This is a genomic window from Marinigracilibium pacificum (genome assembly GCF_012926615.1).
In the GTDB taxonomy this organism is placed as follows: Bacteria; Bacteroidota; Bacteroidia; order Cytophagales; family Cyclobacteriaceae; genus Mangrovivirga; species Mangrovivirga pacifica.
The window spans coordinates 347629-371632 of sequence record NZ_JABBNU010000006.1; the positions used below are offsets into that span (position 1 = coordinate 347629).

19 protein-coding genes are annotated in these 24004 nt (G+C 33.9%); 8 read left to right on the plus strand and 11 right to left on the minus strand.

The genetic code is table 11. The features are described from left to right. Positions 1-26: 26 nt before the first annotated feature. The 4 genes from HH304_RS11705 (at position 27) to HH304_RS11720 (ending at position 3557) form a co-directional block, all read left to right on the plus strand. Complete coding sequence (locus tag HH304_RS11705; protein WP_169681626.1) at positions 27-1172, plus strand: cystathionine gamma-synthase; 1146 nt, start codon at positions 27-29, stop codon at positions 1170-1172. Further along, positions 1173-2066 carry a bestrophin family protein gene (locus tag HH304_RS11710; RefSeq protein WP_169681628.1) on the plus strand — a complete coding sequence of 298 codons (894 nt, stop codon included), beginning with the start codon at positions 1173-1175 and terminating at the stop codon, positions 2064-2066. A gap of 43 nt (positions 2067-2109) precedes the next feature. Further along, a complete protein-coding gene (locus HH304_RS11715; RefSeq protein ID WP_169681630.1) occupies positions 2110-2493 on the plus strand; it encodes a VOC family protein in 384 nt (127 codons plus the stop codon). Positions 2494-2576: 83 nt separating this feature from the next. Then, positions 2577-3557 carry a helix-turn-helix transcriptional regulator gene (locus tag HH304_RS11720; RefSeq protein WP_169681632.1) on the plus strand — a complete coding sequence of 327 codons (981 nt, stop codon included), beginning with the start codon at positions 2577-2579 and terminating at the stop codon, positions 3555-3557. A 238-nt stretch (positions 3558-3795) separates the two neighbouring features. On the opposite strand, the gene HH304_RS11725 is transcribed toward HH304_RS11720, so the two are convergent. The 4 genes from HH304_RS11725 to HH304_RS11740 all read right to left on the minus strand — a co-directional run bounded on the left by HH304_RS11725 (position 3796) and on the right by HH304_RS11740 (position 8219). Next, on the minus strand, positions 3796-4626 hold the full coding sequence (locus HH304_RS11725; RefSeq protein ID WP_169681634.1) for a J domain-containing protein: 831 nt from the start codon (positions 4624-4626) through the stop codon (positions 3796-3798). 85 nt (positions 4627-4711) lie between these two features. Continuing rightward, a complete protein-coding gene (locus HH304_RS11730) occupies positions 4712-5347 on the minus strand; it encodes a DUF3244 domain-containing protein (protein WP_169681636.1) in 636 nt (211 codons plus the stop codon). A 324-nt stretch (positions 5348-5671) separates the two neighbouring features. Further along, a complete protein-coding gene (locus HH304_RS11735) occupies positions 5672-6280 on the minus strand; it encodes a T9SS type A sorting domain-containing protein (RefSeq protein ID WP_169681638.1) in 609 nt (202 codons plus the stop codon). A gap of 151 nt (positions 6281-6431) precedes the next feature. Continuing rightward, a complete protein-coding gene (locus HH304_RS11740) occupies positions 6432-8219 on the minus strand; it encodes a glycosyltransferase (RefSeq protein ID WP_169681640.1) in 1788 nt (595 codons plus the stop codon). A 119-nt stretch (positions 8220-8338) separates the two neighbouring features. Between HH304_RS11740 and HH304_RS11745 the strand changes: the two genes are divergently transcribed. Beyond that, positions 8339-8848, plus strand: a complete 510-nt coding sequence (locus HH304_RS11745; RefSeq protein ID WP_169681644.1) for a lipocalin family protein — start codon at positions 8339-8341, stop codon at positions 8846-8848. Between the two features lies 1 nt (position 8849). On the opposite strand, the gene HH304_RS11750 is transcribed toward HH304_RS11745, so the two are convergent. Both HH304_RS11750 and HH304_RS11755 read right to left on the minus strand, forming a co-directional pair. After that, on the minus strand, positions 8850-10316 hold the full coding sequence (locus HH304_RS11750; RefSeq protein ID WP_169681646.1) for an SLC13 family permease: 1467 nt from the start codon (positions 10314-10316) through the stop codon (positions 8850-8852). Positions 10317-10595: 279 nt separating this feature from the next. After that, entirely contained in the window at positions 10596-11915 is a 1320-nt protein-coding gene (locus HH304_RS11755) for an aminotransferase class V-fold PLP-dependent enzyme (protein ID WP_169681648.1), read from the minus strand. A gap of 187 nt (positions 11916-12102) precedes the next feature. Between HH304_RS11755 and HH304_RS11760 the strand changes: the two genes are divergently transcribed. From HH304_RS11760 to HH304_RS11770, 3 genes are all read left to right on the plus strand, one after another. After that, positions 12103-13122 (plus strand): patatin-like phospholipase family protein, encoded by a 1020-nt coding sequence (locus HH304_RS11760; RefSeq protein ID WP_169681650.1) that lies wholly within the window; start codon positions 12103-12105, stop codon positions 13120-13122. 855 nt (positions 13123-13977) lie between these two features. Beyond that, positions 13978-14727, plus strand: a complete 750-nt coding sequence (locus tag HH304_RS11765) for a LamG domain-containing protein (protein ID WP_169681652.1) — start codon at positions 13978-13980, stop codon at positions 14725-14727. After that, positions 14727-18266: a PKD domain-containing protein gene (locus HH304_RS11770; protein ID WP_169681654.1), complete on the plus strand. Its 3540-nt coding sequence runs from the start codon at positions 14727-14729 to the stop codon at positions 18264-18266. The genes HH304_RS11765 and HH304_RS11770 overlap by 1 nt, the downstream gene beginning before the upstream one ends. A 111-nt stretch (positions 18267-18377) precedes the next feature. On the opposite strand, the gene HH304_RS11775 is transcribed toward HH304_RS11770, so the two are convergent. From HH304_RS11775 to HH304_RS11795, 5 genes are all read right to left on the minus strand, one after another. Continuing rightward, positions 18378-19400 carry a hypothetical protein gene (locus tag HH304_RS11775; protein WP_169681657.1) on the minus strand — a complete coding sequence of 341 codons (1023 nt, stop codon included), beginning with the start codon at positions 19398-19400 and terminating at the stop codon, positions 18378-18380. Positions 19401-19565: 165 nt separating this feature from the next. After that, positions 19566-20708 (minus strand): hypothetical protein, encoded by a 1143-nt coding sequence (locus HH304_RS11780; protein WP_169681658.1) that lies wholly within the window; start codon positions 20706-20708, stop codon positions 19566-19568. 3 nt (positions 20709-20711) lie between these two features. Further along, on the minus strand, positions 20712-22697 hold the full coding sequence (locus tag HH304_RS11785; protein ID WP_169681660.1) for an eCIS core domain-containing protein: 1986 nt from the start codon (positions 22695-22697) through the stop codon (positions 20712-20714). Between the two features lie 241 nt (positions 22698-22938). Then, positions 22939-23199 carry a hypothetical protein gene (locus HH304_RS11790; RefSeq protein ID WP_169681663.1) on the minus strand — a complete coding sequence of 87 codons (261 nt, stop codon included), beginning with the start codon at positions 23197-23199 and terminating at the stop codon, positions 22939-22941. A 24-nt stretch (positions 23200-23223) separates the two neighbouring features. After that, a complete protein-coding gene (locus tag HH304_RS11795; RefSeq protein ID WP_169681665.1) occupies positions 23224-23457 on the minus strand; it encodes a hypothetical protein in 234 nt (77 codons plus the stop codon). Positions 23458-24004: the final 547 nt, after the last annotated feature.

Below are 24004 nucleotides of genomic sequence, written 5' to 3' on the forward strand. Positions count from 1 at the left end.
TCTTTTGAAAATAAATTAATAAAAATATGACTAAACTGGGTACTAAAGCTGTTCATGCCGGTGTTGAACCTGATCCTGCAACGGGAGCAATTATGACACCCATATACCAAACAACAACTTATGTTCAGGAATCTCCTGGGCAACATAAGGGGTATGAATATTCGAGATCAAAAAACCCTACACGAAGTGCACTTGAAAAAAGCATTGCCGCATTAGAAAATGGGAAGTACGGACTTTGTTTTTCTTCAGGACTGGCAGCAATCGATGCAGTGATTAAACTACTTAAACCCGGAGATGAAGTTATTAGTACCAATGATTTGTACGGTGGGTCATACAGGATATTTACGAGAATTTTTGCAGACTTTGGAATAAAGTTTCATTTCATTGATATGTCTGAGCCGGAGAAAATTGCTTCTTTCATTAATAATAATACCAAGCTGGTTTGGGTTGAAACACCGACTAATCCGATGATGAATATTATTGATATAAAAGCAATTTCAGATATTATCAAAGGTAAAGATATTCTTTTGGCTGTTGATAATACATTTGCAACTCCTATTCTCCAGACTCCAATTGATTTGGGAGCAGATATTGTGATGCATTCGGCAACTAAATATCTTGGAGGTCATAGTGATGTGGTGATGGGAGCCTTGGTTGTTAATGATGATGACTTAGCAAAACGCCTGGCCTTTATTCAAAACTCATGTGGGGCAGTACCGGGGCCACAAGATGTATTTTTGGTTTTGAGAGGGATAAAAACACTCCATTTAAGGATTGAGCGCCATTGTCAAAATGGTGAAGAAGTAGCGAAATGGTTGACTACCCATCCTTCAGTTGAAAATGTTTACTGGCCGGGATTTGAAAGCCACCCAGGTTATGACGTAGCCAGGTCACAAATGAGAGGTTTTGGAGGAATGATTTCTTTTTCTTTAAAAGATGATACACAAAAAGCAGCATTTAAGGTGCTTGAGAAATTCAGAATATTTAGTTTGGCCGAATCACTTGGTGGAGTAGAGTCTCTTTGTGGGCATCCGGTTACAATGACACACGCAGCTATTCCGAAAGAAGAGAGAATAAAAGTGGGACTTACAGATTCATTGATAAGGCTAAGTGTTGGAATTGAAGATGTAGAAGATTTAATTGCAGACCTTGAACAAGCATTAGAAAAATAAATGAGCAAAATTACCGATTACCTCGATCAGGTTAAATACGAATATGATTCCAGGCCACTGATAAAGTTTAAGTGGTCAATGTTTGTAAAGTTAATTCCAAAATTAATTTTAGTGGTTTTAGTAGCTTCTATAATAGCCTATATGACGGTTGAGGCTAAATTAATTAATACTAAAACAGGAATTTCTTTCGCTGGTTTTTTAACAGCGGCAATGGGTATTTTATTAGTTTTTAGAAATAATACCGCTTATGATCGCTGGTGGGAGGGACGAAAGATTTGGGGGACTCTGGTTAATACTTCTAGACATACAGCTATGTTGTTAAAGGAGTTGTTTAGGAGTAATCAATACCGTCTGGAAGATTTTACAGGTTTATTGTCAGCATTCCCTCATGTATTAAAAGATCATTTAAGAAACATAAATGATGAGTCAGCATATGATTTTTTATCGGAAGAAGAATTTAATTTTATGAAAAGCATGGATCATAAACCAAATGCTTTAATAATGTTGCTCCAAAGAAGATTTAAAGAAGCCTATCAAAATGGTGAAATTACAGATTATCAGTATATAAAACTTAGTGACCAGGGAAGCTTGTTTACCGATTATCTGGGTAAATGTGAGAGAATAAAGAATACCCCCATTCCTGCTAGTTATCAATTCTTAGTTAACTCTATCTCATGGTTGTATTTATTTACATTACCTTTTGGTCTGATTGAAGCAATGGGATGGAATTCGGTTTTTGTTGTGGCTTTTATTGCGTACTTGTTATTATCGATGATCGAAGTGAGTCTTGAAATAGAAGATCCTTTTGGTACTCAGCAAAATGATCTTCCTACGGATAAGCTTGCAGATATGATTGCCTTGAATGTGGGAGAAATCTTGATCGGAAAACATTGATTTATTCCTTTTAACCCTGTAAATTCCTGTAAAAGAGTTTAATATGGCAAAGGTAATAGGAATAGGAGGGGTCTTTTTTAAATCTACAGATCCCGAAAGGCTAAAAAAATGGTATAAAGATCATTTAGGGATAGATTATGATCAGTATGGTCGGGTATTTAAATGGGATGAAGGATGTAAAGAAGGTAATGGATCTACAACCTGGTGCCCGTTTGTTGGTAATACAAATTACTTTTCGCCATCAGATCATGACTATATGATTAACTATCGTGTAGATGATTTGATCGAACTTCTTGGTGAATTGGCGAAAAAAGGGATTGAGCAGGTAGGAGAAATGGAAGACTACCCTTACGGCAAATTTGCATGGATTGTAGATCCTGAAGGAAGGAAAATCGAACTATGGGAGCCAGTTGATGACCACTTGTAGGAAAAAAGATAAATATTTCCGTTTTTTTGAATCCTTTCTATTGTATTGCTCTTAAATTTGCGGTTTAACCACCCAACCATTAAATGATTACTTTGAATATTCATCCGGATAACTCCAGAGATATCCTGCATGAAATAGCGCGTGAATATGATTTACCTGTCACGGGTAATCGTCTTCTAATAAATAACGGCGAGCTATTTCTTGATGTGAGAATCGAAGAGTTTGAAGGACTTTTTGACCTTATTATTACCAGAGAGTGTATTATCCATGAGCCCGTGAGGATTTTTAGGCATGGAAAGCTTTCAAATAATTTTTTCCCGGTATTATTTATTGACGCTCCTGCAATCGAATTTAAGATTCCTGAACTAGGAAATGTTCATGTTGGAAGTGAATCACTACATGGAGTGTCTTTTGGAATGTCGTCTGAACCGAGTGAAATGTTTCTTCCTCTTGAAAAAAAATTCAGATTTTTATCAATCAGGTTAAAACCTGAATACATTCGAAGCTTTGAGAAGGATAGCAAGTTTACAAGATATATTCTTCATTCCGATCAAGATATTATAATTCATGAAATGATCACTTTGGAAATGAAAAAGTTGATTGGTGAAATTCATGAAAATGCTGATGATGACTCCTTCGGTAGGAACTTTCGAAAAGTCAGGGCAGAGGAATTGATAATGCAATTTTTGCATAAGGTAGATAAACGAGATTTTTCTGTTAAAAGCAAACAAGGAAAGATAAAGACAGACGCCTATGAGCGTATATATAAGGTGAGAGAAAAATTACTTGAGGATTTATCGAAACAACCAGCTATGGATGAGCTCGCAGAGGAGGCTGCCTTATCTCCTTCAAGAATGAGAAGTGTATTTAAAGAAGTTTTTGGAATGCCGGTTTATTCATATTTACAAGAAGCGAGATTAGAAGAAGCAAGGAATTTAATTTTAAATTCTGATTATAGTATTTCCTCAATTAGTTACCTGACGGGCTTTAGTAACCCCGGCCACTTTGCTTCCTTGTTTAAAAACAAGTTTGGAATGCTTCCAAGTGAGTGGAAAAAGGCTTGAAGATGAGATGTTAGTCATAATTTGATATTAGTTAGTCATAATTGTATATTCTTAAAGTATAATTCGCCCTACATTTGTAATACGAATTCCGACTGACACATTAGATGTCGTGTTTAGTTAATAGGTTATCGCCCGAATTGGTTGTGACGGCGATCAAACAGATTAATTGTCGGTATGAGTTTTCATGGTTGGGTTAATTAAACCTGTTTTCCTCTCAGGAAGGCAGGTTTTTTTGTTTTTAAGACATTAGCAATGCCAAAGCTGTGATCAAAGCAAAAACAATTGCTGAGGTCGAAAAATTCCCCATGAGTGTGGTTTTCTTATAGTATATAATTGCCATACAACTACAAAATAATGCTAGTGCCGGGAAAAATATTAGATTCCCATACACAGGAGCCCTGTCTCGAATATAAACATATCCCTGATCAGTCATTATTTTAAAGCCAACCCTAACATGAAATATCTTTGAAGTATAGAGAATTCCCGGATGTGATATGCTAATTTCTTTAAATGGACCCACTGAAACATTATAGGTTTCTTTAATTATTTTAAAATAGCTTCCCTCATCGGTAATCTCTTCTTCAATAGCTGTGAAGTAAAATGTTCCGGATGATTCTTTAGTTAGCATATCTATCATTAAAAGCAAACCGCCAATCAAAATTATAATATTGACATAATTCAAAGCCTTTTTAAACCTTGAGTATGATTCATCGATATCTTTTTTGCTGTAAGATCCCTGAGTACTATAATACCCTCCGGTATATCTTCTCTTTCTGAAAATGGGAGGACGAGGAGGTGGTTGAGTAGCTTTCTGTCTTCTATTTGTTTTTGGAATGGTACCCTGATCTAATAAACTCTGATATCTGAGCTTTTGATCATAGATTTCTTTTTTATCAGGACTGGATAAAGTGTCATATGCTTCTCTTATCTGAATGAAATACTCGCTTGCTTCCGGATCTTTATTTACATCCGGATGATATTTAGAAGCCAATCTTCGATATGCAGATTTTATTTCATAATGAGATGCGAATCTCCCTAAATCAAGTATCTGATAGTAATCTTTACCCATAAATAACTGCTAAGTTAATCACAGGTGGGCACAAAAAAAAGAGTGGCTATGACCACTCTTTTTATATTTGTTATGACTCTGTTATTTACTTTACAGTTATTTCTTGAGACTCATGGATGTCATCAAAATCCATTGATACTGTATATTTTCCTTTTGGTAACCAATTCAGATCCAAATGCTCTCTGTAATTTTCAAGATAATATGCGTCACTAAAAACTACTTTTCCATTTTCGTTTACTATTTTAACTTTCACTGAAGATTCTGCATTTAGGGATACAATTGTAACTCTGTTTTTTTCTACTTCACTTTCTTTAATGAATGCTCTTGGTCTTAAATACTCTGGTGCTTCAAGTACAATTTTATCAGATGCTGTTTCTCCTAAGGTGCTGATTTCAACTGTGTATTCTCCGTAACCCAGGCTTGAAACATCAAATAATTGAGCTGATTCGGTTTTACTTGTAAATGCATTGTATACTACTGTTCCTTCTTTGTCTAATATTGAAATATTAACAAGTTGCTTTTGTGGCTGGTAAATGTCAAGTCTGAATTTAAGAGCATTGTGTCTGAAATTGTCTATGTCAAACATCAGACCTGAACTCATTTTCTTCGGATCAAAGATTCCTTTGTTAGGATCATAGATTTTTGCGCTGGCAGTAAATGATGTTAAGACAAATGCTAAGGCTAATGTTACTGCGAAGATTGATTTTGATAAAGTTTTCATGGCGTTGTATTATTTTAATTTTTTATATTTCGTTTTTGTGATTATGTAAATGCCAAAGCAATGCCAAAAAACAATAAGTAATTGATTATCAGTTGTTTATATAAAAATTGTATTAGGTATTAGTTAAAAAAGTGTGCACTTATGAACATACTTGGTTCGAAAGTGCTACATGTAACCTTTTTAAAGGTCAATTTTGTGTGTAAAATGTGGGTTAATTAACTGTAAACGCAGATACCGCAGTTTGGGGGATAGTTTAATTTAATGTTAATTCCATAAAAAAAGGGTGGTTTTACCCACCCCTTTTAACGCATGAAAATTCTACATCTATTTAATCTCAATTTTCATTGATTCTGTTATGTCAGCAGATTTCACTGTTACTGTATATATTCCTTTTCTCAATCTTTTTGTGTCTAATTTGTCATTGAAATTTTGGAGATTATAATAGTCTTTAATTATATACCTACCCGCTGAGTTTTGAATTGAAATCTTTGCGGGTTTTTCCAAATTTCTTCCATAAACTTTTATGGTTTTATCATTTGGGGAATGCTTTATATATAATTTGGAATCAAGATATACTGGTTTATCAAAACTGATATTTTCGATTTTAGACTCTCCACCAGAAGCAATCTCTACTTGGTAATCACCATATCCAAGATTTGATAAGTTTAAAATGGAACTATGTTCACTTTTACTTGTAAAGGCTTTGTATAGCTCAACTCCCTTTTCATCCATTACTTTAATCATGACTAAGTCTTTGTTTGGTTGCCGGATGTCGAGTCTAAGCTTTAGCTGATTATCAATTTTCTTTACATCAAAAATTAATCCTGATTTCAGTCTTTTAGGATCAAAGTTTTTGGCATTACTGACAAATGAAATATTAATTAATCCAATTAATAATACTGCACATAATAGATTTTTTATAAGAGTTTTCATGGCTTTTAAAATTTTAGTTATTTATAAAAATTATATGCCAAAACTCAATCCAATTAATTTAAAGTAATGATATTCAGTTGATTGTGTGTTTTATTTTATGTTTTGATTTCGAATAAATGTTCGGATTTGTACATTGTCTGTGTGAAATCAATCACTTAGTGGCATTAATATAAGCTTCATTATAATACTTGGTAAGTTCCTTCCAGTCGAATGATTCAGATAGATCTTCAGCTTTATTTCTCTGAATCATTCTGTATCTTCTGCTTGTCATTGTAAAGTGAAGAAGATATTGAGCCAGGTTTTCAATTGCTTTAGGTTCTGTACTAGTTCTTCGTTTTAAAACATGAACGCCCTTATCTTCATAGTCAGTCATGTTTTCAGAAACATAATTTCCAAACCCTGAGAGGTCTGAAGTGACAGTAGGTACTCCTCGGGCGATGCATTCAAGAGGGGTATATCCCCAGGGCTCATAATATGAAGGGAACACACCCAGGTGGCATCCTCTAACAAAATCTTCATAATCAATTCCGAAAAGTGGGTTTGTCGAATTAATAAACTCCGGATGGTACACAACTTTTACTTTATCCAAAGGACTATTGACAAACTGTTTTTCCCTGAGGAATTTAAGAATGTCATCATCAATATCATTTTTCAGGTTATGAGTAACGACGATTGGCCACTGGTTGGTTTTCCATGATTGAAGTATGCGTCGATATCTTAATTTCCAATATTCATCTACGAAATTATTTAGATCCGGCAAGATGAATTTATCCTGATCAGCAGCAGCACTGTAGAATAATTTTTTCCCTACCTGCTCTTGGATATTTTCACAGGTTTTGTTGATTTCTTCCATTACGGCCCTTGTATGTAGTACATCTGGATTTATTGACCAGGTAGGTCGTGGAGTTATAAAAAAGAAGACGACAGTTTTATCAATTTTCTCCTTCTTCATAAGTTCATTTAGCCTGACTAATGCCTTTAGGGTAATATCATATCCTTTATTTTTAAACTCGTACCTACCTGATGTAAAAAAGTATAGAGTGTTGTCGAGGTCAAAGCTGTAGCAATTAAAGAAATGGCCTCTGACGAAATTGTGAATTTTTTCCTTGTATTCTTCGTGTAGGTTCTGTACTTCGTGTGTGGCGCTAAACCGTTTAATATTTAGTCCATTGGGAGTGATTAAATCTGGTTCTTTGCCTATTAGATATTTACACTCTTCGCCAGTTACTTCACTTACAGTTGTAAAAACATCTGCATTTTCAGCACATGCTCTTTCCATTTGAACTATTGGGAGAATCCAGTATTTTTTAGCTTCCTGATACCAGTCAGTTGTTGGTAATGATTTATAAAAGTCAGGTTTATTCATTGCCAGACTTCTACCAAGAGCTGTAGCATGAGTAGTAAAAACTGTCGATATTGGCAGGTTGAGTTCTTTTGATCCTAACAAGGGGACTCCTGCCAACCATTCATGTGCATGAGCTATAGCTTTTTCATCTCCCTTCTTTTCAGAAAATATTTTCAGAAAAGTTTTTACCTGATCACCCCACATTAACACCTGATCAAACAGTTCATTATCTTCAAACGAAGAAACGCCAAAGGATTCATTAAGATTCTTTTTTATAGTATCTAATCGATTGAATGTTACCTGAGGCTTAAGTAATATGATCTTTGGTCTTCCGGTAATCAGCCAGGTTCCATAATGAACTTCATATCCCATATTCCTCATATGTTCAACTGCAGCACCAATTGGTCCACTCATATCATCTGTTGGGTCAAACTCATATTGGTACTGATCATCAACTGCTGGTCCGATTAGGAAGTAATTGTCTCCCCAGAGTTCTCGGGTTGCAGGAACTTTAGATCTGATTACAGTATATATTCCACCGACTTTGTGGCAGACTTCCCAGGCGATTTCGATAAGGTAGGTTGATTCAATCATAGAAAAATTAAGCTTTGGTAAAAGTTAAATAATTCTCATTAAAAATGATAAGTTATTAAACTAATCATTTCAATAAGAGTTATAAATTCAAACGATTGAAATAAAAACTGTGCTAGATTATGAAAAATACATTTGGATTCCTGATAATACTTTTATCATTGAGCTGTAATAGTAATTCGGGAAGTTATGCTCCTCTTGAAACTGTAGAAGTTGATGTAGACAAGTATGTTGGCAAATGGTATGAAATTGCATCCTTCCCAAATAGTTTTCAGGAAGGATGTGAGTGCACCTATGCTGAGTATACTAAAGAAGACGATCATATCAATGTTTATAACTATTGTATTCAAAAGGGAAAGGTTAATGATATTAATGGCAAAGCTTTTTCTGCCGGAAAAGGAAAGCTTAAGGTGCAGTTTTTCTGGCCATTTAAAGGTGATTATTATGTGATTGACAGGGGAGATAATTATGAATATGCACTTGTTGGTGCCCCTTCCCGAAATTCGTTATGGATATTAAGCAGGACAAGGCAAATTGATGATAAGCTTTATAACCGGCTAGTTGAGCTAGCGGAGTCTAAGGGGTTTGATACATCCCAGCTAAGCAAAACACCTCAAAGTGATTGTGACTGATTTAATTAATTGGTTTTAATAATTCAGGAAAGATGTTGGGGATAAAATTCCATAATATTGGCAGAAGGATGTAGCAGAAAAGAGTTATTACAGTTATTGAAATCAGGTTAAGTACAAAACCGGTTTTAGCCATATCTTTTATTGTCAACAGTTTTGATCCAAAAACAACAGCGTTTGGAGGAGTAGCTACGGGGAGCATAAATGCGCACGAAGCAGCTATTGTTGCAGGAACCATTATTATGAATGGATGTATGTCAAACGCAAGAGCTAAAGGAGCTAATATAGGTAATAGCATTGCCGTAGTAGCCAAATTACTGGTGACTTCCGTAAGAAAATTAACCATGGATATCAAAATCAACATAATTACAATCAAAGAAAGGCCATGCAAATAGGTTAGTTTATTAGCAAGGTATATAGCTAACCCTGAGTCTGTAAAGCCTTTAGCAAGGGCAATACCACCACCAAATAAAATAACTATTCCCCAGGGTAATTCTTTGGAATCTTTCCATTTTAGTAATGTTTGACCTTTTGTTTTTGAAGGAAAGATAAAAAGTAAAATTGCACCGGAAATAGCGATGATTGTATCATCAATTTCTGGGATAATTTTTTCTATAAATGACCGGGATATCCAACAAATAGCAGTAAGAAGGAAAACTGCTAAAACGCCCTTCTCCTCATAAGACATGTGGCCAAGGTCCGACTTTAATCTTCTTAATTCACTTTTTCCTCCAGGAAACTCTGTGAGCTTCATGTTAAGATTGAATCTGATTAAGTACTGCCAGCAAATAATAAATAGGATTATAGAAATAGGTAGTCCGATGGAAAGCCATTTGATAAAAGATAATTTGACACCATATAACTCTTCAAGAATGCCAGCTAAAACCAGGTTAGGTGGCGTGCCAATTAAAGTTGCTATACCACCTATACTCGCACTGTAAGCGATAGCTATCATGAGTGTTTTACCAAATGGTTTTTTATCTTTTGAGGGTATTTGTGAAATAATTGCCATACCAATAGGTAGCATCATGACCGTTGTAGCAGTATTAGAAATCCACATCGACAGAAATGATGTGGCTAACATAAATCCTAGTATAATCCGTTTAAAATCAGTTCCAATAAAATTGATTATTGTTAAGGCAATTCGTTTATGTAAATTCCATTTTTCTACAGCTATAGCAATTAAGAATCCACCGATATAAAGAAATATGTATTTATGTCCATATGAGGATGTGATTTCATTTATTTCAGAGATATTATAAATAGGAAATAAGACTATTGGCAATAGGGCAGTTACTGCAATGGGCAGCGCTTCTGAAATCCACCAAATTGCCATCCAAATTGTTATGCCTAATACTGTGTAGGCGTTTTCCGGAATATCAGCAGGACGGTCTATTAGCTGAAGAATAATAAATATCAACGGACCTAAAACAATAAAGATGGTTTTGTTATTGCCTTTTTGCTGAATCATGTTGTTAAAAAATGGTCGTGGTGTAACAGAGTTTATAATTGAACCTTCAAAATATAATTTTGAAGTTGAAGATAATAAGATAAATTAAAAGTTTTGAACATTTGATGCCTGAGCAAGAATTACCTAATGCTATAATTACGGATAATAATAACCTAAAAACAAAGAAATATATTTCGATCGTTTTATTGCGTTTATATGTAGAATAAAGGGGCGCAATATGTTGCGCCCCACATTTATAATTACCCTAATACGACCAAAGAATATTTTAATAGGTTAAAACTATATCTTCAAAATATCTTCAAGCACATTCAGACTCTGATCTACTTCATCGTCAGTGTTAATAACACATGGAGTAAGTCGAGTATATGAAATTCGATACGGTGATGAACTTGCAATTACATTTCTGTCATGGAAATGCTTCACAGAATCATTAGTGTTTTGCTTACCCACGATAAAACAATTAATTCCAGCAGATAGATTTGGATCTTCCGGAGTAAGTAGATCAACTCCTTTAATATTTTTTATTCCTTCTTTTAGTTTGGAGTTAAGTTGGGTAGTTCGCTGATGAACGTTGGATCTGCCCATTTCCATTTGAAAATCGAAAGCAGCATTTAATGACCACCTATGATCAAAGGCATGAAATCCACCAGGACTCATCAATTGATTAAATGTCACTTCGCCTTCAGGCGGATACCCCATCCACATAATATATGGATTCATTGAAAAGGCAGGTATAGTTGGACGGATAAAATCCCATGCATCACGTTTACCGTAAAGTACACCGGTACCTCGAGGACCAAAAATCCATTTATGTGTTCCTGCAGAGAAGAAATCACAACCTAGCTTTGAAATATCTTCATCCTGATTTCCAAACCCATGGACACCATCAACAGCAAAATAAATTCTATTTTCCGGACTTCGGCTGGCATTTGCCTCTTCTACAACATCTGCTAAATCCCTGATAGGTAACTTTACTCCGGTACATGAATGTACCCAGGTAACCATTACCACACGTGTTTTATCAGTGATATTATTAGCAATATTATTTTTAACTTCTTCAACAGTTATCGTTCTTGGGTCCTTATATTCATCAATTCTTTTCACTATAGCACCGGTTCTCTCACAGGCATAATCGATAGATTTATCGGTGACGTAATGATCGTGTGTTGTCGATAGAATTTCGTCTCCGGGCTTAAGCTTCATTCCATTGAACAAAAGCGAAGTTCCCATTGTAGTACTATCAGTTAAAGCTATTTCTTCCGGTTGGACATTCATATATCTTGCAGCTGCTTTTGCTACTTCCCATTCTGCCCGGTCAGAATTTTCCTCCCAATAAATAACCGGGTTTTTGTCATATTCTTCACGGTGCTTTTGAATAGCATCACGCACTGGTTTAGGATGCGATGCGAGAAGCATTTGAGCCATTTGAATATGGCTGATATCGATAAGGAACTGTGATCGGACACTCTCCCAGGTTCCATCAAGAGGTTTAGGGTCATCGATAATTGTTCTTTTAGTATTTGCTGCTAAAGTTGCTGGTAGTGCAGCAGTCAGGCCGATGGCTAGGCCTGACGAACTGAGGAATTTACGTCTGTCCATGGTAAGGTGTGGTTTGATAGTTTTATAAGTTAATCATTTTAAGTGATTTATAGTAGAAGAGATATGCTCTAATATGTTGTGGGAAATTGAGGTCAGATAGGAATGTTAATTGATAGCGATTTACATTTTGCCGGTTTATTTTATTAAATTATATGTATAACTTATTATACACCATGCCTGTTATACTATGAAAAAAGTTAGAATATTATCCATCGATGGAGGAGGAATCCGAGGAATTATCCCGGGATTAATCCTTACTCGCCTTGAAAAGAAACTCCAGGATAGAACAAATAATCCTGAAGCCAAATTGGCAGACTATTTCGATTTTATGGCCGGAACAAGTACGGGGGCTATTTTAGTCCTGTTTTATCTTGTTCCCGGTGAAAATAATAAACCTAAATTTTCGGCTATTGAGGCAGTCAATCTTTATCTGGAAAAAGGCGGTGATATTTTTGATTTGAATTTATGGGAGGAATATATTAAAGCCAATATGGATGAAAAGTTTAATGCCAAGGCATTAGAAAATGCATTAAATGATACTTTTCAAGATTTAACCCTTTCGGATTTAATCAAACCATGTATTATATCGTCGTATGATATTTTAAACGGAAAGCCACACTTCTTTAAACAGCATTTATCTAAAAATGATATCTATAATTTCAAAGTAAAAGACGTGGCAAGAGCAACATCGGCAGCCCCGACATATTTTGAATGTGCGCATGTAAAAAATCAGATTGATACACCATTTCCATTAATAGATGGAGGTGTTTTTGTTAATAACCCAGCTTTAGTTTCATATTCCGAAGCCAGAACCATGGAATTTGGCGATATTAAAAATCCGACTGCTAAGGATATGATGATATTGTCGCTCGGAACAGGTAGTTCTCCTAAACAGTATGAATACGATAAAGTAAAAAACTGGGGTCCATTGAACTGGATAAAACCATTAATTGATATTATGATGGAAGGCAATTCGCAGACGGTTGACCATCATTTATGTCAGATATATGATACGTTGAAAGAAGAAGATAAGCATGACTATTTCAGGTTAACGCCCGAAAAGTTAAAAGCTGATTCAGCTATGGATAACGCCTCTCCGGGAAATTTACAAAAGCTTAAAGAAGATGCATTGAATTACCTTTCAGATAATGACATTGATAAGAAATTAGATATAATCACAGAAAAGCTTATCGAATACGGGGAGTAGAATTGACAGAATATGATAATTTGAACCTGCATTATTAACCTGGATTTTGAATAATTAAAAGGTAGATTCATTATGTCAGCGGGTGTATTAATTGATACTGACGACAAGTGTCAGCACAAGTATTAGCGAAGTGTATCTGGAGCTAATAATAGAAGCGATTTCAAATTGCTCTTATTCTTGGTTCGACATGCCTTGCAGAACATGTCGAACAGCAAAATGTCCTGGCTTGTGTCATCACTAGCCGGTTGAAATAATATTGATACCAATCCACAACTCCTAACACCTGGCGCCTGCGTCTCGCTGGTGTTGTTTTATTGGTGAACATAGGAATTTGAACCATTATTCTCAGGATTTAATCATGGTGTGTGGGGACACACACCAAAACGCTGTGGTCATGGCTTGTGTCTCCACTAGCCAGTTCATAAAATGTTGCACAGACTTGTGTTCCCACTAGCTGGTAAATCCTTATGCTATTCGACAAGTTCCGAAGGGCATATCGAATTATTAATAAAAGGAATTTGAAATCCCGATGTATTTTGATTCCAGATGCGTTTCACTAACATCTGGAATAGCAATGGGTGCAGGCTAGTTTATTACGGTAGGTGAACCTGGATTGACCTGGATTTATAATGATTAAAAGGATTAATAAATCTTGGTTAATCCTTTTAAATCCTTTAAATCCTGGTTCACATCTCATGACACTTCATGACAATAAATCAATAATCTTGACATTACAAAAAATAGTTTGGAAATAGGATTTCAGAATTAAAAAATATTACTAGTATTGCAGAGTAAATAGTGAATGCACGTTTACTATTTATAAGGAATTTTTTTCAACCAAAAACAAATACTGACATGCGAATTTTTAAAATCAGCACAGGCGTAATGGCCTTGTTATCACTATGTTTAATTGTAATAAACCTTTCATGTGCTAAGGAAGAAGTTACTCCAGACAATGGTGAAGTAATTGACATCCCTCGCGATGGACTTGTAGCTTTCTATCCGTTTAATGGGAATTATAATGATGAAAGTGGAGTGGGAGAAGCTGCTAATTTAGTTAAAAAAGGAACTAATGGAGGCTTTACAACAGATAGATATGGAAATGAAAATAGTGCTTTTTTATCTGATTTTGATCAATGGCTGGAAGTTCAAAATGATAAATTTATTTTTGACAGTGATTTTACTTTAACAGCCTGGGCAAAAGCAGAAAGAAGTGAGGATAAAAAAGGCCAGGAAAGATTATTTCAATCTTCTTCCTACTATTTTGGTTATGCAACAAACATTATAAATAAACTTTCGTGCTATGTAAAGAAAAGTGGAGCAGGGTATAGGTCTGTATTATCAGATGAGATTCAAAATATTTCAGAGTGGAAATTTGTATGTTTTACGTATAAAAAAGGGGAAAGAGAAACTTCTATATATATAGATGGCAAATTGCATGGGAAAGAAATTCAAGAAGAAGGATTTGAAATGACAATTCCATCAAATACATTTTACTTATTTGGAAGTTATTTTGATGGAATTGGTGATGATGCAGCTATTTATAATAAAGCATTAAATCAAAATGAAATTGATCAGTTATATCGTCAGAATATTACTAAGTAATGAGGTTCGTTTTAATTTCAATAGGATTTTTATTATCCTTAACTTCCTTTTCTCAGGGAGGGAAATTATTTGTTCAAGGGTCAGGAGGAGAATTTCTTGATCAAGGTGTATTTTGTCAAAATGACACAATTGAATTTTATTTTAATAAACCTGCAGGATATTCAGATAATGATGAAATAAACTACCGTCTGAAAGATAAAACAATCAATAGACTTTATGAAATAAGTTTTGAAGCAGAAGAGCTGGGTTTAATTAGAGGTGTTGCTATTATTCAATCGGATTATTTAGTAAATAATCATTCTTTCGCTGTAGTTATACCTTCAGGAAATAATGGGAATCCAGATGATGTCATTGCCTCAGGATTTACTCTCACCGTCAAAGAAACACCGAAAGTACAAGATTTTAACTTATTAAATACTAGTCAAACTGACAATATCTTTGATAATGATGAAAATTATGTAGTCTTAAATGGAGGGTCTTCTACTTCGAATAATCCCAATTTGGAGAATTATTATTATGGGGATGGTGTTTTTGAAACAAGTCCAGGTTCAGGTTTTTATAGGTTTTATCCTACAAGAGTTCCTGTTGGGCAAAACACTGTCTATTATCAGCCAAAGCTGAATCATGGAGATATAACATGTGTTGCTGATCCACCATCATCTATAGATGTAACAATTAATAATTCAGGTAGTTTTATCAGTTTTGATCCGGATTCAAAAATTTCAAATTCTAACTATCTGTGTGTAGGAGACCTACGTGGTTATTCGACAACTTTTAAGTTTAGGTTAAATGACCAGGAGTATGAGTCGAATTATATAAATGTGGATGGCTGTAAAACAGTAACTAATTATTTTTTTACAGATGTTACCCAGTTATATATTTACTATTATTATAATGGTTCTTATCATGAAATACCTGTAAATACATATACTGAACAAGATGTGCCTGATGGTTATTTGGTTTCAGGATCATTTAATATACCATCAAATATTCCGCTAGACATTCAGAACTTTAGATTGAGGGTTAAAGGAAATAGAAGGAGGGTTATGTCTTACATTGGACCTGGTTGTCCGGCTCAGGATATTAATGATTATGAAACGAATTCAACTGTTGCATATTTTTATCCAAAAGCAAATCCGAACCCTAAAATAAACTTATCTGATTTATCCGGAACTTTTTGTAAGGATAATAGTAAGGAGATCCAGATCTCATATAGTTTTAATGAGACCAATGCGGACCATAATCCTGATACTACTGCTGGTAATATTAAATACAGCTTTGAAGGTGGTTCTTACAAAATATATCCTTCTAATGAATTTATTCCGTCAGCTTTTCCAACTGGATCGTATTCATTTAAATATGTTCATAATGAAGGAAATAAAGATAGGAATTTCTGCTCTCAGGAATCTAGTCCAATTACTTTAAAAGTAGTTCCTTTACCTCAAGCTAGTACTGACTTTCCTCTTAAAGCTTGTGTTGGCGATACTGTTGAATTTGATATTAACGGTATAAAGCTAGATGAAGCATCCTATGTATGGAAGTTTGGTGATGGTGATTCACTAACCCAGGCCAAAGATAAAAGAACTTTTGATCGCGAAAGTGCTTATTCTGTAAGTTTAAAGGTTACCAGTAAAGAAGGTTGCGTGAATATCTCGCCTACAGGTTTCATTAATGTAACTCCTTATCCTGAAATTGATTTTTCATATCTGGGTGGTTGCTCTGAATACAATACTAAAGTAACTCCTCAGTTGCTTAATTCTGAAGTTTTGCAAGTGACGGATATAGATTCCTGGGAATGGAACTATATTAATAAACAAGCTAAAACAAAGTTTTATAAGGAAATGGTTCCATTGGAAGATACATTTGAATCTAATGGAATGTACAATATTTCATTAACTGCAACTTCTAATGCAGGTTGTGAAACGACTATAACGAATCGAATTTTTATCCAACCTGTAATTGAAGTGTTTAATTACTTCGAAACGTTTAATAGTGATACTTATCCCGGATGGATTTCATCCGGAGAGATAAGGTCTGAAGTGAATTCAAGTTGGGTTAAGCTACCTCAGTTTAATAGTCAAAACGGGGTATGGGCCACTAGTGAAAATAGTGGCACCTATTATAACAATGAAAAATCATTTCTTGAGTCACCTTGTTTCATTTTAGATAAAACTAGTCTTCCGATGATGGATTTAACCATTGCTTCTGAAACTGATGAGCAAGCAGATGGTGCAATTGTTGAATATACAGTTGATGGGGGCGAAACATGGAAGAAATTTGGAAACAAAGACGCTGGAATCGGGTGGTATAATGACAAAAACCTACTCGGATTGCCTGGATCGGGAATTAATAATTTAGATCAGGAAGGCTGGACTGGAATTTTTGATTGGCAAAGGGCAGCCTACCAGCTTAATGATGTTAAAGAGGAACAAATTAAAGCTGCTCAGCCGGTGAAATTCAGATTTGCTTTTGGTTCTAATGGAGATAATCCGATTGATGAGCAATTAAGAGGCTTTGCAATTGACAAGTTCTCGATTGTGGAGCGAAACAGGATGATGGTAATTGAAACTTTTACTAATGTTAATTCTCCGGATTATCAAATTGCTAATGATTACCTTGAAGAATTACTGGATGGTAAAGAAGATGAGGTTATAGATATTCGTTACCACATTCCAGATATTCCTGGGGATCCGGTTTATGAATTGAATAGAAAAGACTTTAGTGCCAAGAGGTTACATTATGGTATAAGTGAGTCGCCAAGGACAGTGTTCGATGGCGAGTTTAACAAAGATCTTAACTTTCTGGTAGATGAAAATGACTTCGGACAAACTGTATATGACAGGAAATCACTGATTACTGCACCTTTCGATCTTGAACTTAAAAAAGAAGAGTTTACAGATAGCATTAGTCTGAAGGCAATCATTACTAAGAATATAACTATTGAAGACTTTGAAGGTGACTTGGTATTGATGGTTGGTTTGGTTCAAAAGTCTTTAAAAGTAGGCGATAATGAATATAAAAATATTCTGCGGAAGTTTATTCCAAATGCTGGAGGTATAACTATCGAAGGAGACTGGCCTGCTGCTGATACATCAAGTGTTGAAGTTGATCTTACCTGGAAGACAGATTACTATAGTGATTTGGAACTTGATGAAGACTATAGGTTTGTAGCCTATTTGTTCCGTGCACAGGACATTCAGCAAACAAAAGAGATTGTCCAGGGTACATATGTCGATGTTGACCAGCTACCACAACCAAACATTATTACTGGTATCGATGATCAGGTGGCTGAAGACAGAATACTGGTTTATCCTAATCCAGCCAGGAACTCAATCAAATTGAAATGGCCTGCCGCAAAGGGTAGAGGGCTTGATTATGAGATATATAGTATCAACGGATCTTTTGTGAGCCAGGGACGTTTGCAGTCAGCAAATGAAGCTATTCCTGTTGCGGAAATGCCTGTTGGTATTTATTATTTAAAGATTGTAACTGATGACATGCAAAAACCGGTTATTAAGAGATTTAGTATAATGAGATAAAAAGTATTTAAGAGTCGCATGTTTAAATGAAGGGCAGCCAGAGATGGCTGCTCTTTTTTGTTTGATATTAAATTAGGAGTCAGGTCAAAATTTGTATAATTGGAGTTCTGCTTAAAGGGGTATTACATTAATCTTACCCATTGAAGGGTAGTATAATTTATTATTATACAGAACTGTATTAGTAAAAGAATCGTTTTCTGATTTTATTATTGATTTAATAGATTTATCAGGAGAAATTGTGAAAATCTCATTATTGGTAATGATTAGTAGATCTTTTTTGTGATTAAAAATATTCTCAATAGGATCATTTGCTTCCGCTAACAAGTTAGATTCATCGGTAATATCAATAACCTGATTACCCATTCCGAGAATAAGCCTATTACCAATCCGACAGTTGATGAACTGTCTATTTGCTCTATTCAAATTATTAAATTCACCTAGAACGCTTGTTTTCTGAGTATCAATATTAAATGAAACTACTCTGGAAGTCTCACTATCAATCTCACTGATGATAATAATTACATTATCTATTTTATGAATTTCATATTTTCTATAAAAACCAGTATTTACAAAAAAGGAATTTAATAAAGTTGGCTTTATCTTTTTGTCATATACAAATAATGAATCAGTAGATAAGACGTAATCATTTTTATTATCTTGAAATAGTCCTTTAACAGAAGTGGGATAGAATTTTTTTTCTTGATGGTGATTGTTAAAAACAAAAGAACCAGAATCAGTATTAATAATAAGGTTTGAATCTAAAAAAAACCAGTAAGGTTTAAAGGATGAATCAACTCCAAAAGTCTGATGTTTTAATTGTTTACCTGAATAATCATAAACTACGAATGATTCAGTTTTGCGATCAACTAAAGAAATAGATTGATTCATAAAACAATAATTATCTCCGTTGCTTTTAATCTCTGGGAATAGAGTCTTGGTTTTTGATTTTAGATCATAAACTGATAAATAGCTTGAGTCATTAAAGTAAGCCAGTTTTCCATCTGAAGAAATGTGAATTTCCGAAGTAGAATTTAATCCTTTATCAACGAATAAGGATTCTGAATCTGAAATGTTACTACAACTTTTTAAGCCGATTAATAGGAGAATTAAAAGTATTTCTTTTATATAATTCATTTTAAAAATCAATTCAAGTTGATTTTCTTATTAAAAAGATTATCATGGTTCTGATATTATTAAGTCTTAACTCAAATTTATAATAGGTTTACCTTTGTCTCAAAGGATTTTACCTTGATTATTATTTATGTTGTAATTCTTTCAAAAAATATTATATCTAACAAATTACAAAGTGAAAGTAACTAATTGAATACCTCCACTTTCGTTAGTGAATAGGATTTTTAATTGGTTAGTACTTAACTGCGGAAGAGCAGTATACATATAATTTTCTTGTTTAAATTTCCCAATACTTCTTACTAACTCATAGTCCTTTAATATTACATTCTGATCATTGTTAATAATATTATATAATATCAATTCATTATTAAGAGTAGATAAAATTGTACTGTCATTTACCTGAATTTGATAATTATTAAAAAGTTTATCATTTGGGTTTTTAGAAATTCGCTTTTTCAAAGCTTGATAATTTGATTTAATTTCAGGTTTTTTTAGGATATCTTCTGTTCTTTTTGCACTATCAATAAGTGACCATGACTCTCCGAAATTATTAGACTCATATAAGAAAAATTGAGTATCCATATCCATTTTATAGAGTCCATTTTGTATCGCATAGATCCTGTCATTGTTATTTTGATCCGGAATCAGCATTTCGATATAAGCATTTTCAATACCATTCATTCTTTTTTGAATCTTTCCATTTTCGGGATTATTAAAAAGAAGGTGACCACCGTTTATTAAAACAAAGCTTGTGTCATGAAACAAATCATATTGATATTTAGCTTGCCTGTTTTTCAAGCTATCAAGAGTATTATTGTTAATTGCCATGAGGCCGGAAAGATCCAGTTGGGTCGCCAAATAATTTTGTTCAGGATCCTCTTTTTGAAAGAACCAGTACACTAATCCGGATGGACTTGTTTTTATAAAGTTTACCTTTAGTGAGTCTGGAATTATATGTTTAGTCCAGGAGTTAGATTCTGCAGTTTTAGTGTATAGTGCATAATCATCATACATAACCAGTTCTCCCTGGCGATTAAACTCAGGGTAGTTTACAATGTCTTCATTTGCTGGATTGATTATTTCCCAGGATAAGCCTTTGTTGCGAGTGATATATGAACGATCATAACATCGTAAAAGCCACTGGTTACTATCTTTTGGATTTATAGAAAAACCAGTGATTTTATCGCCTATCAACCCATTATTTCGTTTTACTAATTCGGAATTAATAATACTTTTAGTAGTCTTGGTATCGCAACCTGATAATAATGAAAATATAAATAATATTGCTAGGGATAATACTACTTTTTTCATTTGCTAAAAATTTACTTTAATGTGATTTAATCCACTTAATTGATAAGTGCCGTCTGAACTAAAGTTTCTACCATTTCTTGAAGCTTCTCTTTTAATAACACTAGCATTTCCATAAGTTAGAAATTTTAATGTAAAAGATTTAATATCTTTAATCTTACCGTCTAGTATTGATGAATATTCTGTTGGATGAATCCATACCCTAACATCATTTAAAGAGACATTATCATAATTAAACATATAACTTGTTGCAGAATTGAATAATACTGAATAATCACTTGGATAGTTAGCTTTCATTTCTTTTATAGGGCCATCCATTGGATAGTAATGATTATCAGTAACTATTTCTTTGTCGGCCAAGAAATCTTTAAAGGACTTTTCATTTATTACCTTTAAATGAAAGCCTCTATTTTGATTTAAAAAATTGGTTTCTTTTGCTTTCAATTTTATTTCATCAGTAGTATTAATTTCAAGACCCATATGGCTCAATGATGAGTTTAATGAAGCAAATGCAAACTCATTAGGATTTGATAATTGGTTGGAAAAAACACTTTCACCACCTAGAGCATTTAAAGCATGTTCAACCATTGCCCCCCCTTGTTTGTTTTTATTTCCTATGATCGAAGGATCAGAGAAATATGAACCTTTATCAATTTTACCACTGTTTAGGATGATCTGAGTTAAAAACTCATTCCTAGCATGATTAGAAATTCCTGTTATTGTGTTTTCTCCCAAATATTGAGAATACTCAGGGAAAATAGTTTTAAGTACTTCTATTTTTATACCTGCTTTCAAACTACCTAAGGTAAATCCATCAAGTACTACTTTATCTGATTGATTATCTTTATAAGCTTGAGAAATATTTAAAATTAAATTATGGATACTATATTCAGTAAGGTCACAAAGTTTATTATTAATATTTTCAATATTATTAGATACAGATTCAGGCTTATTTTTTATTAACGAATTAAAAATTGAAATAGTGGAGACCACTGCAGATCTCATTGTGGACTCTCCAAATGCTTTAATGTTTTGAGCAAATACTGGTAACTTTATTTTTGTAATATTTAGATTTGGTGAAGCATGTAAAACCTTGGTTTTTATATTTTGTTCAATTGTAGATACCGCTCTTGAAGCCAATAATGGAGCCCAAGCATTTAGTATTCCTATTGCACCAAAAAAACATGATCTTGCAAACTCTTTTTTAGCTAATTTATCATTTATTGAAGTTTGCATATCATTAATTGCACTCATTTGGCCATTATTGATATTATCAAAAATTTTCCTAATGTCAGTATTTAAGTCTTGAAGTATATTTTCAGCAAAGTTTGGCTCATCAATTGTTTTAGAAAAATTCTCATCTGCTAATTCCTTTGCTATGTCTTTTACTTCTTTTGAACCATATTTATATTCTCTCTTTTCATCTTTAGATCTTGCGGCTAGCTCATTTAAAATTTCTTTTTCACCATCGTTTTTCCTCTGCACCCCACTACCAATTCCGCTTACATTTGCTTCTTTCCCCTCAGCTGCCTTTTTACCCATTACATCAGCTTCTTGTTCGAGCTGTGAGTTGTCATTGATAGCCATGCCTTTGCCTTGAATAGTTGGATGGACTCTCCCTTGTCTCTGTTGAACAACATGAGTAAGCTCATGACCAATCAATTCCTGTCCGGATTTGGTTTCAGGATTATACTGACCCGGTGCAAAATGGACATCATTACCTTGAGCAAAAGCTTTAGCTCCCAAGTTAGTAGCCTCTGAAGAGTCTTTATGTACATTGACATCCGAGAAGCTAGTACCGAATGAATTTTCCATTTTCTGCATTACACCACCGGGCAGGGATGATTTATTCATTCTTGAACCAGGTGCTGGTCCATCGTTTTTTAAACTCAATTCACCACTGGCAAGGCGTTGTGCAGTTTTGGCTTGGATATTTTTATCAGTCTGTTGCGGACGTTTCTTGTTTTGGTCCTCTCTATTAGCGTATTCCATTAAAAAAATGTAAAGGTTGAAGAATTCAAAAATATAAGATTACAGACTGGATTCCAAAAGGGAAATGAGATTTCTAATCCATCCTGTTACTACATTCAATTCATAGGGCTCTTATATTTCCTTTTTGGTTTTAAAGAATTTTCGATGATATACCTTAGCGACATGGGCATTGTAATTACGTTTATTTGATTTGCTCTTATTTGGTTAAAGAACTTTCTAATTAATTACTAGTAGCAATAACCTAAAATAACCATTTTAAGAAAACGCCCAGAGCAATAATTGCTATGGCTGAGATAATTAATAATATTTTATTATCAGAAAATAAATAACCTGTAAAGGCAAAGCCTATGATGCCGAAAAGAGCAGAACTCAAAAATAAATTTGATAATCCCATGTCATGAGGATGACTAAGGTTAAACCATTTTGCAAAATTAATAAGGTAACTGATTAAAAAGCCTGCCAGAATAAAACCAGCATTGATAAGTATATATTTTAACACCATTGTTCTCTTAATTTTGAATTTGTCTTAATGATCTTTTTTAAATTCCTTTCCGGGTCCTGAAACTGAAGGCTTATCAACCATATTGAATACATGTTCATTCAAGTATATTTTTACCTCATTCCATGGTTTTTTCTCACTGTAATATTTTAAAACAATAGCACCCTTATCCATTGCTGACTTTCCGCCTTTTAACTTTGACAGACCTTCATAACTGTAATCACTATTTAGATTTTTATTTGTAATCCTGGGACCGATCATTCATTAAAGAGACTAATTGTGCTACTAGCAAATCCTTGGTTAGTTTTGTGTTAAAATTATGCCAGATATGAGTGGACTTGTCTTGTTTTGATCGTTTCTTTTAGCGTATTCCATCAAAAAAATGTAAAGGTTGAAGACTTCAAAAATATAAGATTAAAGACTGGGTTCCAAAAGGGGGGTAGTATTTAATCTTTATTTTAATTAGTATTAACAGTTTAACTTAATACCGTCTTTTAAAAGGCTGGCACTGGTATTGATGCATATTCATAATCATGACTTCCTCCAATTGTTTTTTCTTGTCAAATGGTTCAAAAATGAAGCATAACCCTTCATTCAATCTTAATTAAGAATATAAATATTTTTTCAAACTGTTTGATAGTAACAAACTATCAATTGAGATTAATCAATCATAGATACAGTTTTGCTCTTTTTAGAATTTCTATATTTGAATCCTTAAACTCACCATTTTACTGTTTAATCACTTATATTTGATTTTAACATTTTTAATTAACTATGCGTCATTTACTTTTTCATTACTTCTTATTAA